Source organism: Desemzia sp. C1 (assembly GCF_020882875.1).
Classification (GTDB): Bacteria; Bacillota; Bacilli; order Lactobacillales; family Carnobacteriaceae; genus Desemzia; species Desemzia incerta.
The window spans coordinates 851500-866991 of the sequence record NZ_JAJIZP010000003.1; the positions used below are offsets into that span (position 1 = coordinate 851500).

A 15492-nucleotide genomic window follows, 5' to 3' on the forward strand; every position below is an offset into this window, starting at 1 on the left:
CGGTGTTCTCTTTTATATCGACTAATTTTAGTAACATGAAGTACAGCTTTGTATAACAATAAATCATACTTTTTCTTCCCTAAGTATGTCTGATTTAAATTGATTTCAGTGCTTCATACTTAAGATCAAAAGTAATATGATAAAATAGATATATGAAATGAACAGAAAGAAGTGAATCCATTGAAGGAAATTACTGTTGTAGGCGCTGTTTTAATAGAAAACGGGAAAATCCTGTGTGCACAAAGAGGCGAAAGCAAATCGCTAGCTTATTTGTGGGAATTTCCTGGTGGGAAAATAGAAGCTGGGGAATCCCCTCAAGAGGCCTTGATACGAGAACTTCAAGAAGAACTCCTTATTGAAGTGGATGTACAACCTGATGTGTTTGAACAAACCAGTTACCAATATGACTTTGGTTTAGTCCACTTAACCACTTTTATTTGCTTCTTGAAAAAAGGGACGCCACAGTTGACTGAACACATTGCTGTAGAGTGGTTAGAACCTAAAGAATTAAATCAATTAGAATGGGCACCAGCAGATATACCAGCTGTTGAAAAATTAATGGAAATGGGAATAGTAGAATGACAGATATGTTAGAGCGTTCATTAAAAAAAGCCTTTATAGATCAAAAAACTGAAGGATCTTTATATGATCCTCAAATCATCATCAATGATACAAAGAAAAAGCAATATATGCTGAATGTAGTACAAAATGAATTGGATACCTGCGAAGAATTCTTTTTCTCAGTAGCTTTCTTAACTCAAAGCGGTCTTGCAGCACTAAAAACACAACTAGCCGACCTTCATCTCCGTGGAATCAAAGGGAAAATTTTGACTTCTATCTACTTAGCCTTTAATCAACCTGCTGTCTTTGAAGACTTAATGAAAATTCCTAATGTAGAAGTTCGCATTTCCAAAAAGGAAGGTTTTCACTCCAAAGGCTATTTATTTAAGCAATCGGGATATCATTCTTTCATTATCGGGAGTTCTAATTTGACCATGAGCGCTTTAAAGGTCAACTATGAGTGGAATGTGCGCTTAACTTCTTATGACCACGGTCAAATGATCCAAGAGATTCAATTACATATGGAACAAGAATGGCAAGCGGCTCTAGTATTAAATGATGATTGGCTTCGCAACTATAAACGGACTTATCAACCAACAACCTATTATAAAGAAGTCAACATTATCCAAGACCCAACTCTTATTGATGAGTCGAACTCCTATATCGTGCCAAATAGCATGCAACAAACCGCTCTATCTAATCTTAAAGAACTACGAGCTACAGGCGCTAAAAAAGGATTAGTCATTTCTGCTACAGGAACGGGAAAAACGTACTTATCCGCTTTTGATGTGTTACAAGCTAAGCCTAAAAGGGTTTTATTTATTGTTCATCGAGAACAAATATTGAATAAAGCTAAAAGTGATTTCCAAAAGATCCTTGGTGGAAAAAATGAAGACTACGGTATTCTCTCTGGAAACAAAAAAGAAATAGAAGCCACTTATTTATTTGCTACAATCCAAACTATTTCTAAAGATCTAGTCTTACAACAATTTGCTAAGGACCACTTTGATTACATCTTAATTGATGAAGTCCATAAAGCTGGCGCTCCTTCGTATCATCGAGTAATGAATTATTTTCAACCAGACTTTTTATTAGGCATGACAGCAACTCCTGAGCGAACAGATGGCTTCAATATTTTTGAATTGTTTGATTACAACATCGCTTATGAAATCCGTCTTCAAGAAGCATTGGAAGAAGATATGCTGTCTCCTTTCCATTATTTTGGAGTAACCGATTATGTAAAAGATGGAGAACTGATTTCTGAGTCGACAGATCTGAAGTATTTGATTGAAGAAGAACGCGTCACTTATTTGCTAGAAAAACTTGACTATTATGGATGTTCTGGCAATATCCCTAAAGGGTTGGTTTTCTGTAGCCGCAAAGAAGAAGCTAAAACGTTATCTGCTTTGTTCCAACAAAAAGGACATCCTAGTTCCTATTTAACTGGAGAACACTCGTTAGAAGAACGAGAAAGACAAGTCGAACGGTTAGAAGATGGCGAGATTGAATACATTTTTACTGTAGATGTATTTAATGAGGGAATTGATATTCCGAAAATCAACCAAGTAGTCATGCTTCGGAACACTCAATCAAGTATTATCTTTGTCCAACAATTGGGACGTGGATTAAGAAAAGATCCTTCGAAAGAATTCGTCACGGTGATTGATTTTATTGGTAACTACAAAAATAATTACATGATTCCAATGGCTTTATCTGGTGATGTGTCTAGAGATAAGAATAATTTGCGCAAAGACACCTTTGATACGAATTTTATTTCAGGCGTTTCTTCTATTAACTTTGAAAAAATCGCCAAACAACAGATCTTCTCGTCCATCAATCAAACTTCTATGGACAGCATGAACGAATTAAGAAAATCATTCCAATTGCTTTATAATCGCCTTGGACGGGTACCGTACTTGAAAGATTTCGAAGAGCAACACACAATTGATCCTTTGCTGGTTGCCAATAAGAAAAATAGTTATTACGATTTTCTAGTCAACATCAAACAAAACGAAGGAAGCCTTTCTGAGATAGAAAATCGATTCTTAATGATCGCTTCAAGGGAACTGTTACCAGGAAAGAGAAAGCAAGAATTGGTTTTGTTAGAACGATTGATGAGGGATCCAGCAAAAAGTACCTCATTAACAAGGATCAAAGAGTTATTTACAAAGCACGGAATTCTAGCAGATGAAGAAACAGTCCATTCTGTCCTTAATACTTTAGATTTAAGCTTTTACACTGGTTCTGCAGCCGCTCTATATAAACAACAAGCTTTTATTGAGCGAGTAGAAACAGGAGTATCTTTGTCGCCTTCATTTAAAGAAGCGATGGAAAACAACTATTTTACACATTTGATGAATGATATTCTTGAAACAGGATTACTAAAATCTAAAGAGTATTCTTCTACCGAACCCTTAACGCGTTACCAAAAATACAAACGAAAAGATGTTTTGCGTTTGTTGAACTGGGAGAAACAAATGGTGGATCAAAATGTGGGTGGATATACCTCAAGCAAAGATGAATTTGTCATTTTCGTCACTCTGAAAAAAGGCGAAACCTTCTCAGGTGCCCAAATGGCTTACGAAGATGAGTTGATCGATTATTCCACGATGAAGTGGTTTACGAAGTCTCCTAGAACGATGACTTCTCCAGAAGTACAGAAGCTAAAGGAAGCTGAAAAATGGCACATTCGTGTATTTGCGAAGAAATCAGACAACGAAGGAACAGAATTTTATTACCTTGGAGAAGTAAAACCTGTACAAGATTCCATCATTGAATTAGAAAAACCTCTACAAAACGGCGAAAAGAAGAAAGTGGTAGAAATGTTTTTGAAGTTTTTAGTACCGATTGATGTTAATCTTTATCGGTATTTAGAGGCTGGTCAGGAGTAATAGAGTAATTAAAAAATACGTTTATTATCTTAGTATTTACTAACTCATACCGTAGTTTTTTGCTATTTTAGCCATTAGTGATGCTCATTTAATGTATCTAAATATAAAAGAATTGCCAAACGGCAGCAACCCTCTAAAAGTTTAAGTTTTTAGAGGGTTGCTGCCCTGCATTATTTTATCAACTCTGAATGACTAGCCGATGGATTCGATTTTTAGACACAAAAAAGAATAGCATAAAGCCATTCTTTTTGCGCTGAATAAATATCAGACGTCTTTATTTACTATGAAAAGCTATTTCGCTTGATTCATTTATAATGCATAAACTTGCCATATGCCCTTGGCTGGCAGAAACAATCAATTGAGTGGGTCCCGTGATTTCTCCTGCAGCATAAATGTGAATGCTAAACTAGAATCAACAATTATTGCTTGATTAGTTTCGGCACTTTTTATTCAGAAAAACACCCAGTTCGATTATACTAGAATGGTATAACTTGAATTGGAGGATGAAAGGTGAACAAAACAAAAATGAACTTATACTATGAGATACACCGATTGAATCGATTAGGATTCAATAAAAGCCAGATTGAAAGAAAGGTTGGGGTTCATAGAGATACTGTCAGGAAATACTTAACTATGGATTTTGAAGACATGGTCCAGTGGACCCACTCTCTTCAAAATAGGAAAAAAAAGTTGGACCACTATGAAACGACTATTGTGGATTGGTTAAAAGAACACCCCGACTTATCTGCAGCACAAGTGGAAGACTGGTTATTAGAAGAGTATCCCAAACTGAATATTGGATCCAGTACCGTACGGTCCTTCGTAACCGACTTGAGAGACCGGTACTCTTTACCGAAACAGAAACAAGTCCGTCAATATGAGGCTATTCCTGAAGTAGAGATGGGAGAGCAAATCCAAGTGGATTGGGGCGAGATATGGCAAGAAACAGTGACTAATGAAAAAGTAAAGTTATACTTTATCTGTTTTGTGTTGGGTCATAGCCGCTACAAATATGTAGAGTGGTTAGATCGTCCATTTAAAACAACCGATGCGATCCGTTGTCATGAACAAGCTTTTCGTTTTTTTGGCGGTATAACAAAAGAAATTATGTATGATCAAGACAACATCATTGCCGTCCATGAAAATGCTGGCGATCTGTTATTAACGCATGAATTTAAGTCATACCAACAAACCCGTGGGTTTGAAGTTTACTTATGCCGAGCAGCGGATCCTGAAACAAAAGGAAAAATTGAGCGTGTAGTCGGTTATGTAAAAACGAACTTCGCAAAAAATAGACGGTACAACGGACTGGATGATTGGAACGAGAAATGTCGGGCATGGTTAGACCGAACAGGAAATCACAAAGTGCATGGAACGACAAAAAAGAGACCCGATTCAGTGTTCCTTCTGGAAAAAGCACACTTGAAACCAGTCTCTCCTCTTAAAAGCAAAGAAATTTCTTTTGATGCCAGTATAACAGCAAAAATCGGGAAAGACAATACGATTCGCTTCAAAGGAAATCGTTATTCAGTTCCTCTAGGAACCTATCAAACCGTTGGTTCTAATGAAGTTATCTTGAGTGTTCATGACCAAGAATTAGTGATTTTAAATGACCTTAGTGGAGAAGAAATTACTAGACACTCGATTTCGTTGGAGAAAGGGAAATTGATTAAGAAAAGGAACCATGGAAGAGATCGTTCAAAGACCATCAAAAAGTATCGAGAAGCTATGATTCATTTATTTGAGGATGAGCAAAGAGCCGCTTTTTTTATTGACAAAGTCATTGCCAGTCATAAGAGATACGCTCGAGACCAGTTTCTTGTCTTGGAAAAAGCCATTCAAGACTTTCCTGAAGTACGAGAAACCACTTTAGAAAAATGTATTGTAGAAAAATTATGGAGTGCGAATGACTTCCGAGATGTCGCGGCATACATAGCTAGTCAAAAACCGCCTACTATTCGCCAAACGACACTAGAAGAGCCTCTGACTTCTCTGAATCCCTCTACTCCACCTATCACAGTTTCGACTCGCTCCATTAACGAGTACACAAAACTTTTAGGAGGTGAAACAAGATGAGCACAGGTCTCGAACCTCTTCAGCTAGCCTTTAAGCAACTTCGTTTAGCTGAAGTATCGCTAGAGCTTCCCACTCTTATGCGAGAAGCAGAACAACAGTCTTGGACGTACCATGAATTTTTAGATCATCTACTTACTTTTGAATTGACTAAACGCGAAGAGAAAAACAAAGTAAAGCGATTAAAATGGGCTAAATTCCCTTATCATAAAACACTTGAGGCTTATGAATTAAGTGAACAAACAAGCCTCACAGAGCGCCAAATGAAACAGCTAAAAGAAATGAATTGGCTTGAACAGCAATATAACCTTATCCTGCTTGGTCCCCCTGGTGTAGGAAAAACGCATTTGGCAATAGGAATGGGATTAGAAGCTATTGAAAAAGGATATCAAGTGATGTTTCTCCCAATGGGAGAACTGATGACAATACTGAAAACAAGCGAGTATACTCGAAAATCTCAATTGGCATTAGGTCGAATTAAGAAAGCTGATTTAATTATTATTGACGATTTGATGTATATGGCTATGGATCAACGAGAAGCGAACCAATTTTTTCACTTAATCAATCACTTATATGAACGAAGTTCAATTATTCTCACTTCCAACAAAAGTCCAGATCAGTGGGGAGAACTACTGGGAGATGAGGGGATTGCGACGGCTATACTAGACCGTCTCCTTCATCGCGTAGAGGTTGTTCAAATGAATGATGAGAGTTATCGAATGAAGAACCGTCAAAGCATGTTTACGTAACAAAAAAGTGCCGAAACTTATCAAGCAGAATGTGTGGAAAATTAATTAGCATAAATTGCCGATTTCTACTTGACGTCAACACATAAATGCCTTTTACATTCGTTCGATCCAAAAATCTGTAATAACGAATCCTGCTTCACCTAATTTGATATCTAATGAGTCGATAAATGAAAAGTGTTTATCTAATAGTATCGTACAGAAATCACGGGATATGCTGATTTTTTCTCCGCTTTCGAAGATAACGCCTTGAAGCTCTTCATCTGTGCCTTCCAGTCCAACGATCCGTTCTTCTATCAGGTAAATCTGATTATTCTCTAGCAGTTTTTTTCTGGTCAGCGTCAAATACTTCATTACAATTAGTGGCTATAATTAAGTCATCCGTCCAATTTTAATAACTTAGCAGAATGTAATACCACAGTCGATTTTGTTATCAATATCAACGGTCTATCTTTCATTTCTCAACCATCACAGAAAGGACAATAAAAAATATGGGCCGCAATGAAAAAAGTAGAGCAGGGAAACAACTCTCAACTCCTGAATTTTTACGAATCATGCTCGGATGATCTACGAGCATCCGAGCATGATTCTTGAAGTGGTATGAGCTAAGCGGCTTTTTTCCACTCTCGCTTTTCACACTTATTATTTTATAAACAGTTGTTTCTCTTCAATATCCTCTATTAGCGCGATAGCTTCTTCGATTTTAGGAAGAATCTCTTCATACCAAGTCAATCTCCGTAAACGTACAAAAACTCCTACAGCGTGTGGTCTAGGATCAATTTCTTCCCAATGGGTTTGTCGTTCCAAAACTTCTTTCTTAAAATCATTAAAATACTGTTTTACTTCAACTGGTGTTACTTCCATTACAACAACATCTCCTTTTATTTTTTGCAATAAAAAAAGCGTCACTTAGTAATTAAGAAGTGTTCGCTTGAATGATGGTCTTATTTTCCAAGTTCACACTTGTTGGATTTAGCACCGTGCCTTAAGGTCGGTTGCTGAAGCTTCAACGGGCCAATTCCCTCCACTTGCTCTTAATAAGCTTTACTATTCTATTGTAAAATTAGTATAACATAAACTTTTTATGTTTCAAGTTTAAGATAGTACTAATTTCTACTTGACGTCAACACATATTTTCAAACTCAATGTTTACTAAAGTCTCTAAGTTTGTATTGCCACACACCAGCCAAATTTGTTTTAATCTAGTACACCAGTTTTTATACAACAAAAAGGGTAGGAATAAGTTATTCTTAACAAAACTACTTATTCCTACCCTTTCCTTATTAATTATTTGTCAAAACAAGAAGAATTTTCCCTCAGTTTTTTTCCTTTTCTTTTAAAAGCACCAAGACATGTTCGGTCAGTTCTTTTAGTTTGCTTACTTCTTTTGCCATATTTGAAAGATAGTAATAATTTTTCGTACCTTCACTGCGTATATCAACAATGCCCGCTTGTTTCAAAATCTTTAGGTGGTGAGACACTGCAGGCCGTGACAGTTCTGTAATATCTGTTAAATCGGTTACGCGTAAACCTTCACATGATTCTTGATGCAATAATGCAATAAGAATCAATTGTCTTTTTTCATCGCCCAACGCTAAAAGAAAATCTTTTATGTCATCAAATTCAACTTTAAGTCTGTGATAATCCTGTTTATTCATTTTTATGCTCTCTTTCTGTTCAATAGTCTAAACTATTAAACCATCTAACATAGTTCCTGTCAACGCACCTGTCCATACGCTAGTTGCTAGCTTCAACTGCTACTTCAAAAGTTTAGTGTTGACAAATTTAAAAATAATCTCTATTATGTTCATTAGTTTAAATGTTTAAACCATAGAACGGTTCAGGAGGAATATATTTTGACTCAACAAATGAAAGCAATGGGTATTTCCCATTATAAACAAAAGCATTTAGAACCATTGACTCTTCCAATTCCAGAAATCTCTAACAAAGAGGTATTAGTGGAAATTTATGCTGCCAGTCTTAACCCGATCGATTTTAAAATTCGAGATGGAAAGTTAAAAATGTTATTAAAATACAATATGCCGCTTGTATTAGGAAATGATTTTTCAGGTAAAGTCGTAAAAGTAGGTAAAGAGGTCAAGAAGTTTAACGTTGGGGATGAAGTTTATGGGCGTCCTCGTAAATCAAAAATAGGAACTTTTGCTGAATTCTTAGCTATTCATGAAGAGGAAATCGTATTAAAGCCCCGAAATCTTTCTTTTGAGGAAGCTGCCTCAATCCCACTTGTTGGATTGACCAGCTATCAAGCTTTACATGACATCATGCAAGTAAAACCTGGTAATAAAGTCTTGATTCAAGCAGGGGCTGGAGGTATTGGTACATTTGCGATTCAACTCGCGAAAGAATTAGGAGCCTATGTTGCAACAACAGCTAGTGATGCAGGAAAAAACTTAGTCTCAGAATTAGGGGCAGATCAGATTATCAACTATCGAAACCAAAAATTCGAGGAAGAATTAACTGACTATGATTATGTCTATGATACACTAGGCGGAAAAAGTTTAGAAGATGGGTTTAAGATACTAAAACCAGGTGGAAAAATCGTTTCTATCTCTGGATTACCTAATGCACGTTTTGCAAAAGAATATAAACCAGGCGTTATAAAATCTCTTCTTTTCAGAATTGCCTCCAGCAAACTTACTAAACTAGAAAAAAAGCATCAAGTTGAGTACCACTTTTTATTTATGAAGCCGAGTGGCAAACAGTTAGAAATCATTCGAGAACTTATTGAAGCTGGAAAAATTATTCCAATCATTGATAGAGTCATTCCTTTTGATGATATACAAAAAGCGGTGGACTATTCAGAGTCTGGCAAAGCTAAAGGAAAAATAATTGTGAAGTTAAAAGGATAGGCGAGCTTTCTTAGCGGGCGGTTTCTCAAACATAGATATACTTGAAGAAGTTTTCTTTAAAAAACACGACTTAAAATTTCTTTATGATGAATCTGTTGTTGACGAAAGCGAAGTTCTTCTTGCCATAAAAGAAAGCTCCGAGCACGAGTATTATCAGCCAACAAAAGCAGCTACAAAAGATATTGACGATGGGATGGATTTGATTGCAACACATATAAAATTAAGTCTCAGAATGCAATTTCTTATTGACGATTTAAATACCTTCTATGATAATATTTTTGACGATATGGACGATATCATGCTATTTAGCCAGTTGTATAAAGATATTGAACAACCATTCCCGCAAATGGATAAATGGTGGTAGTACTACCCTAGAGCATTAGGGAACGTAACCACGTCCATTTTCTACTCCAGAAAACATACCTTTGGCTATGGAACAACCCGCTAATCTTAATCAATTTATCCGAGCGAAAAACATTTGGTCGCAACGACCCTTAACCGTGCAGCAACGGTAATAAATACAAACATTATCATGGGAAATAACCCCAAAATCAAAAGACTAACAACTATTTAGCGGTTGTTAGTCTTTTGATTTTTCTGAAAAATTTAATCATCTTTAGAATGACGTTCTCCAACTTGAAATTTGTCCGCATGTTCAAACATGTATTGAACTGAAATAGGTTCATCATTCGTCAGTTTCTTAAAATCATCTGTAAAGTTGTTCATTTTACCTTCCCGGATGGCTTGAGCAAAAGTGACCATGCCATCTGAAGAGTATGGTGCTTCAGAACCTTTTTTGAATTTCCCTTCAGTCGTTCTCGGAACACCCATTGCATCAAATATTTGGTAATTTTCTTCGTCTGTGATGGCTTGATAAGTGACATTGTTGCCTGTCACTTGATTACCGATTTCCACAAATTCGCTCATCGTTAATAATTCTTTTCCATTGATATCTAAAACAGTATGGTGAAGATCTTCCGCAATCAATGCATGAGCTACCGCCTTGGCACAATCTTTTCTTGAAATATAAGCCATTTTTCCATCACCTTGGCTGTTTTTTAAAACACCATCTGCTTTTACAAAAGTAAAGTAATTAGTGATCATTGCTTCAGCATATTGAGAATTACGCAAGAAAATATAATCTAGTCCTGATGCTTTAATATAGCTTTCAGTATAAGCATGATCAATTTTCTCTACACTAGGGTTTGTTTCATCTTGAGCATTAACTAAAGAAGTATAAATAATTTTTTCCACGCCTGCTTCTTTAGCTGCATCTACAACATTCTTATGTGCGCGTTGTCTTTTTTCACCTACAAACGGCATAGAAATCAATGCTAACGTTTTTCCGCCTGTAAATTTTTCTGCTAATCCTTCGCTATTGTTAAAGTCAGCCTCTCTTGCATCAATACCTTCGTTTTTATAGTTTTTAATCACTTCTGGATTATAACCGCAAAAGATAACTTTTTCTTTATCCACTAACTGTAATAAAAAGCTTGCTGCTGCACTACCTAAATTTCCATCGACACCGGTTAAAATTAATCTGCTCATCCTTAATTCCTCCTTGTATTGTTCTACTGTTAGTATATGTGAATAAACGAACATAAACAAATACATTAAAGTGATGAATGATAACTTTTTGTTATACCAGTGACTTTACATACCGTAAAACAGCCGATATTTGTGGGTTTATATTATTTTTATTATATGCAACAACGATTTTATACTTGTGATGATTATCTTTAATGGACAACATTTTCATTTCGCCTCTGTCTATTGGAATAGGATAATTTTCAGGAAAGAACCCTAATAGTGATTGTGTTTGCAATATAAATAATTCGGTTTCCACATCATCTACTAATTTTTCAATGTTAGGAATAAAACCATAATGTTGCGCTTTGCTGATCATCATGTAATATGATTTTCCGATGGATTGCGGAGAGAGCATCACCAGCGGATAATCATATAATTCAGACATAGTAATCTCTTTTCGATTAAATAGAGGATGTCCCTTCCCAACTACAGCTACATAATCCCCTTCATAAAGAGTGATGGTTTCAATTGAAGAGTGGTCTTGGAACTCTGAATCAAAGCTGATAGCTAAATCTAATTTTTGGTTCAGTAATTTATCCGACACATCTTTCAGCTGCAAATGTTGCATGTCAAATAAGTAATTAGAATTTTGTTTCATAGAATTGACCATTCTAGCCAATAAGTTAATATCCAGAATCGAAGTATATCCTATTTTAATCCGTGTTTGTTCATCCCTTGAATCAACAATCCTTTTTTTTAACTCAATAAACTGAGCTAATATCTTTACAGCCTCTTCATACAGGACCTCTCCCACTTTAGTGGGTCGAACCGGCTTGCTGGATCGATCAATTAATTTGCATTCAAAATATTCTTCCAAAGATTGTATTTGCTGACTAATATTTGTCTGCGACACAAAATTTTTCTCCGCCACTTTTGAAAAATTACCGATTTCAACCAAATCAACAAAGTACTGTAGTTTTAGTAAGTTCATAATTTCACCTTTTCTAACTCTTCATCATTTTTAATGTAAATCACTCTCAAAAAGTTGTCCTGCTTTATCTCAATCCGTTTAACTTTTGTACACTGGTACAACCATAACGGCTCCTATAAACCAACCAATTCGATAGCAATAAGAAGCATAAGTACTCCTGTAAGAAAAATGCTAAAACAAAAGACCGTTAGCCAACAAAAATTTGCTTGCAGTCTTTTAAACAAATCTTATTACTAGTTTGTTCGTTTCTATGCAAACCTCTTTTTTGACATATGTCAAAAATCGATGTAGTATAATGTTGTTTTTTTACTTTTTGTGACTACTCTGAGAAGTACAGTTCCTGTTGAACTTATTGCACCTGTACCAAGCTTTATCTATTTTCATCTCTCATTTTCTGCAATGTTCGCATAACATTTTATCTGAAGCTATTTCTTTAACTTGCTTTTTTTACACGTTCAAATTGCTTGAATCCTTTATTATTTGGTAAACATTTGATATAATCTTATTCATAAGAAGGCCTCTTTCATTTATGTATTTGCCCTACACAGCATACATTTATGTATAAAGTGCCTTCTTTCTTTTTTCCAGTAAAATTATTAACTCTCGAGAACTATTTTACACATACTATTTCTTCATAACGCTAGATAAAAAAATCCTAACCAGAAAGGATAGTCTCTTTGGACTTTATATTAATTCAGTTACCGCTACGGCAAAAAACAGTCCGATAAATACTATAAAATTCCTTTTCTTTCTTCAATTGCGTTTTTCATTTCAGTTATTGCGAAATAAAAATCTTTTGCTGGAAAAATTCCATTTCAATAGTTCAACTAACTTTGGAAAAAACGGTGTGTTGTAAAATGAATTGCAACACACCAAACTTAATTGTTCTAAATTAATGTACGAAAACCATTTATTTATGGTCATTTTTGTTTTATACTTATCCATGTTGGAGTCCTTTGTATTGGTCTTGGATAAGTCATCCAAGTACTAGTATAAAGGATTTTTTTTTGGCATGGAATAGTTAAAATTTTAATGCAACACTAGTGAGGTAGATATAGTCTCTTTTTTTCCTTTATTGCCTGTTTATTTAGAAAAAGAACCATGCTCAGTCCAATGAGACCTCCTATGTATAGAAGATGATCCAGGTTAAATAGTGTAATATACTCTCCGTATGCTGTCATTTCTATAGAATCTCCTTTTTATTGAGAAAAACACCCTCTTAAAATAAAGAAGGTGTTTCGATTGGATTAGTCTACTCGTTTATCTCCCATGAAAAATAAAGCAACTGTTCCTGGCCCTGTATGAGAACCAATAACTGTTCCAACACTATTGATTTCCACTTTTCCTATAAGTGCAGGGAAGGATTGTTCGATTGCATCGGCTACTTTTAAGGCATCATTGTACACTGCGGAGTGGGTGATAAAGCATTTCCCATCGTAATCCGTCCCATTAACAGCTTGTTCTTCCATCTTTTTAACCATTTCTTTGATGACCTGTTTTTTACCTCGAATTTTTTTACGAGGTGTCAGTTCCCCTTTGTTATTCATGTTTAAAAGAGGAGCAATATTTAGCATGCCACCGAAAAAGGCAGAGGTTGCAGATATACGTCCCCCACGTTTGTAGTGAGTTAAATCTGTAGAGAAGAACCAGTGGTTGACATTTAATTTATTTTCTTCCACCCAGTCTCTCACTTCTTCCAGTGTGGCCCCTTCTTCTTTTTTGTCCACTGCATAGTCAAGTAATAATCCATATCCCCCGGATGCAGCCAAAGAGTCAACGACTTCAATCTTTCGGTCTGGAAAGTCTTCTAATAATTGTTCTCTAGCTATTGTGGCTGAGTTATACGTACCTGATAAGCCAGATGAAAACTCAATATGAAGAATATCCTTACCTTCTTCTAAGAAAGGGGTAAAGAAATCTACAAACTGGCCCACATTTACTTGAGATGTCGTAGGCATAGATCCTTCAGATATTCTTTGGTAGAAATCTTCAAATGATATGGATTGACCTAAGTCATCGGGATATTCTTTTCCATCTATCATAAAATGAAAGGGAACGTATGGAATATTTCTTTTTTCAAAGTATTCTAATGGCATATCTGCTGTAGAACTGCTTGTAATAATATAATTGCTCATAATCAGCTCTCCTTTTAACTTCTTTCTGTCATACTAATCTAACCTACCCAAAAAGTAAAGTGAAAATGAAAACAGAGTAGACGCATCTACTCTGTTTTCCTATATGTATTGCTCTAAATAATAAGTTCTCAACTGTTAACGTAACTTGAAACAGCTACTTCAAATTCAGGTGCTGGTCTATATCCCCTTTCCAACAATTCTTTTATGTATAGTTTGTTATAGATCAATAGTGTTGCATAAAACTTCTTAATAACCATTTCTGTTAATTGTTACGATTATCACAAAAGGTTTTCACTAAAAATTACAAAAGACTCAAATGCTGGCGCAGCTGATGACTTTTTTCCAGAATTTTTAGTGGGTATTCAGTTGTGGATAACTCCTATTGCGACTTCTTTCACTTAATCCGGCTCGAAGATTTCCTTAAATATATCAAATGATTCATAATAAAGGGCACGTAAATGCCTCAGAATCTGAAAAAGGGTCTGTTTTAAGCCTAATTCAAGCTTAACGAGTAACGTCAATAAATAGGTGATCATAGCCAGAATGACTTGATTTTCTACTCCTTTTTCAGACTTTGAGAAAAAAGTCTTAATCGTCATGTGTTGTTTGATATGCTTGAAAAAGAGCTCTATCTGCCACCTTGACTGATACACTTCACCTATTTCTTCGGCTGAAAGATCAAATCTGTTGGTTATGATACGTAAGTTTGACTGGTTTTTTCTTTCAATCGTTACCAAGCGAAAAAGACTCGTGAGGTAGGTTGTGCTCCCCAATTGAACCAATTGATCGCTAATTACACCAGACTTTTTAGACACTTTTTGATGGGCTTGAACATGAACAACGGTATTCTTTTTAATACGAGAAACGAAGAAGTACCCGTCCCATTTCATCTGATCAAATTGAGCGAAATCAAGATAGCCTCGGTCGAAAACATAGGTTGCCAAAGTATTATTAACGAAGACATCTAAGTAATCATGGTCGTGTTCGGAAGCATGAGATAACTTAAATTCTTCTGGATGAACCCATCCTTCATTCATAAAACAAAGTTTTAGATGCAATTTTATTCCCGACTTTGTCGATCTAAAACGTGCCCAAGGGTAGGAAGTTTGGCTAAATGAAAAGGTAGATGAGTCAATCAAATACAGCTTTTCTTTTGATTTGACCGCCGTCTTTTTATGCACAAATGAAAGTAAATGAGTAAATATCTCCATTAAAACAGAAGGTTCCAATGCTTTTATTGCGCGAGATAACTGAGAATAACTTATTGAATCAATCCCTATTGCCTTCTTTAAATGTGGATTGACCAGCTGTTGATCAAGATGACGCAAACTTTCTGTTTCATCATTAATCGCATAGAGAAAGAGTCTGATTGTTTTATCAAAAGTTAATTTCTTTGCGTATCGATTAAAGTTTTTAATCGCTTGACGTGAGTTAAAACTTAATTGTTTGGAAAAAACCGCAAAAATTGCCGATTCTTACTTGACGCCAACATTGGATTAGATAAACTCTAATGTGATACATTCATTTTAGCAATAGTGATGAAATAATTAATGAGGTTTTCGCGTACAGTTAGAAAAAAGTTTAAAGAGGCTTTATGATATGCTACTAATTTAGATAAATCACTCTGCATTAAAAATAAATCAGCCACTTCTACTGCTGTATCAGTACTATTTTATTTCCCACTATGGCTGTTAC

The 15492-nt window shown here is 35.5% G+C and carries 12 protein-coding genes and 1 riboswitch; of the genes, 5 read left to right on the forward strand and 7 right to left on the reverse strand.

What is annotated here, in order from left to right; genetic code table 11:
- Positions 1-180 precede the first annotated feature (180 nt).
- The 4 genes from LMF32_RS04580 (at position 181) to istB (ending at position 6274) form a co-directional block, all read left to right on the forward strand.
- Entirely contained in the window at positions 181-582 is a 402-nt protein-coding gene (locus tag LMF32_RS04580; RefSeq protein ID WP_230524008.1) for a (deoxy)nucleoside triphosphate pyrophosphohydrolase, read from the forward strand.
- Complete coding sequence (locus LMF32_RS04585; RefSeq protein WP_230524009.1) at positions 579-3452, forward strand: DEAD/DEAH box helicase; 2874 nt, start codon at positions 579-581, stop codon at positions 3450-3452. Before LMF32_RS04580 ends, LMF32_RS04585 begins: the two co-directional genes overlap by 4 nt.
- Positions 3453-3977: 525 nt before the next feature.
- Positions 3978-5528 carry an IS21 family transposase gene (gene istA, locus LMF32_RS04590; RefSeq protein ID WP_242597301.1) on the forward strand — a complete coding sequence of 517 codons (1551 nt, stop codon included), beginning with the start codon at positions 3978-3980 and terminating at the stop codon, positions 5526-5528.
- Positions 5525-6274 (forward strand): IS21-like element helper ATPase IstB, encoded by a 750-nt coding sequence (istB, locus tag LMF32_RS04595; protein WP_230523475.1) that lies wholly within the window; start codon positions 5525-5527, stop codon positions 6272-6274. Before istA ends, istB begins: the two co-directional genes overlap by 4 nt.
- 93 nt (positions 6275-6367) lie before the next feature.
- On the opposite strand, the gene LMF32_RS04600 is transcribed toward istB, so the two are convergent.
- The 3 genes from LMF32_RS04600 to LMF32_RS04610 form a co-directional block, all read right to left on the reverse strand.
- Positions 6368-6625, reverse strand: coding sequence for a hypothetical protein (locus LMF32_RS04600; RefSeq protein ID WP_188205272.1), 258 nt, complete (start codon positions 6623-6625; stop codon positions 6368-6370).
- 288 nt (positions 6626-6913) lie between these two features.
- Positions 6914-7135, reverse strand: coding sequence for a hypothetical protein (locus LMF32_RS04605; RefSeq protein WP_230524010.1), 222 nt, complete (start codon positions 7133-7135; stop codon positions 6914-6916).
- A 77-nt stretch (positions 7136-7212) separates the two neighbouring features.
- Positions 7213-7315, reverse strand: a riboswitch (SAM riboswitch).
- A 272-nt stretch (positions 7316-7587) separates the two neighbouring features.
- On the reverse strand, positions 7588-7929 hold the full coding sequence (locus tag LMF32_RS04610) for a metalloregulator ArsR/SmtB family transcription factor (RefSeq protein WP_188205274.1): 342 nt from the start codon (positions 7927-7929) through the stop codon (positions 7588-7590).
- A 210-nt stretch (positions 7930-8139) separates the two neighbouring features.
- Between LMF32_RS04610 and LMF32_RS04615 the strand changes: the two genes are divergently transcribed.
- Positions 8140-9141: an NADP-dependent oxidoreductase gene (locus LMF32_RS04615; protein WP_230525077.1), complete on the forward strand. Its 1002-nt coding sequence runs from the start codon at positions 8140-8142 to the stop codon at positions 9139-9141.
- A gap of 606 nt (positions 9142-9747) precedes the next feature.
- Here LMF32_RS04615 and LMF32_RS04620 read toward each other — a convergent pair.
- From LMF32_RS04620 to LMF32_RS04635, 4 genes are all read right to left on the reverse strand, one after another.
- Positions 9748-10689, reverse strand: a complete 942-nt coding sequence (locus LMF32_RS04620) for an NmrA family NAD(P)-binding protein (protein ID WP_188205275.1) — start codon at positions 10687-10689, stop codon at positions 9748-9750.
- Between the two features lie 91 nt (positions 10690-10780).
- Positions 10781-11662 (reverse strand): LysR family transcriptional regulator, encoded by an 882-nt coding sequence (locus LMF32_RS04625; protein WP_188205276.1) that lies wholly within the window; start codon positions 11660-11662, stop codon positions 10781-10783.
- Between the two features lie 1247 nt (positions 11663-12909).
- Positions 12910-13797, reverse strand: a complete 888-nt coding sequence (locus tag LMF32_RS04630; protein WP_072693701.1) for a DegV family protein — start codon at positions 13795-13797, stop codon at positions 12910-12912.
- A 398-nt stretch (positions 13798-14195) separates the two neighbouring features.
- Positions 14196-15263 (reverse strand): IS4 family transposase, encoded by a 1068-nt coding sequence (locus tag LMF32_RS04635; protein ID WP_188205282.1) that lies wholly within the window; start codon positions 15261-15263, stop codon positions 14196-14198.
- Positions 15264-15492 lie beyond the last annotated feature (229 nt).

Bases quoted from the DNA above. Each gene is read 5' to 3' on its own strand.
- LMF32_RS04585 (WP_230524009.1), top strand. From the start codon at position 579: ATGACAGATATGTTAGAGCGTTCATTAAAAAAAGCCTTTATAGATCAA.
- istA (WP_242597301.1), top strand. From the start codon at position 3,978: ATGAACTTATACTATGAGATACACCGATTGAATCGATTAGGATTCAAT.
- istB (WP_230523475.1), top strand. From the start codon at position 5,525: ATGAGCACAGGTCTCGAACCTCTTCAGCTAGCCTTTAAGCAACTTCGT.
- LMF32_RS04600 (WP_188205272.1), bottom strand. From the start codon at position 6,625: ATGAAGTATTTGACGCTGACCAGAAAAAAACTGCTAGAGAATAATCAG.
- LMF32_RS04605 (WP_230524010.1), bottom strand. From the start codon at position 7,135: ATGGAAGTAACACCAGTTGAAGTAAAACAGTATTTTAATGATTTTAAG.
- LMF32_RS04610 (WP_188205274.1), bottom strand. From the start codon at position 7,929: ATGAATAAACAGGATTATCACAGACTTAAAGTTGAATTTGATGACATA.
- LMF32_RS04615 (WP_230525077.1), top strand. From the start codon at position 8,140: ATGAAAGCAATGGGTATTTCCCATTATAAACAAAAGCATTTAGAACCA.
- LMF32_RS04620 (WP_188205275.1), bottom strand. From the start codon at position 10,689: ATGAGCAGATTAATTTTAACCGGTGTCGATGGAAATTTAGGTAGTGCA.
- LMF32_RS04625 (WP_188205276.1), bottom strand. From the start codon at position 11,662: ATGAACTTACTAAAACTACAGTACTTTGTTGATTTGGTTGAAATCGGT.
- LMF32_RS04630 (WP_072693701.1), bottom strand. From the start codon at position 13,797: ATGAGCAATTATATTATTACAAGCAGTTCTACAGCAGATATGCCATTA.